1 protein-coding gene is annotated in these 279 nt (G+C 32.6%); it reads left to right on the top strand.

The genetic code is table 11. The annotated features are described in order from the left end of the window. Nucleotides 1–279 (top strand): ABC transporter permease subunit (locus KVT34_RS30210; RefSeq protein WP_217563287.1); only part of this gene is annotated, 279 nt, incomplete at both ends.

The following is a 279-nucleotide window of genomic DNA, read 5'->3' as shown; positions in this document are numbered from 1 at the left end:
ATAGGGATATTGCGCTACATGAAAATACCTGTTGTCTCACAAGTCTTAGGATTTATCGTTGAAATGATTCGAAATTTACCTCTACTTTTAATTTTATTTTTCACATATTTTGCACTGCCAGAAGCAGGATTGAAATTAGAAATTATAACAGCTACAATTGTTGCTTTAACAATATTTGAAGCAGCAATGATATCTGAAATTGTACGAAGTGGTCTATTATCTATTGAAAAAGGACAGATTGAGGCTGCAAGATCTTCAGGATTAACGTATGTTCAAGCA

It is taken from the genome of Paenibacillus sp. GbtcB18 (genome assembly GCF_019091125.1).
Lineage (GTDB): Bacteria > Bacillota > Bacilli > Paenibacillales > NBRC-103111 > Paenibacillus_F > Paenibacillus_F chitinolyticus.
The sequence above is the reverse complement of the archived record's forward strand: the minus strand, read 5'-3'. Positions and strand labels throughout refer to the sequence as shown.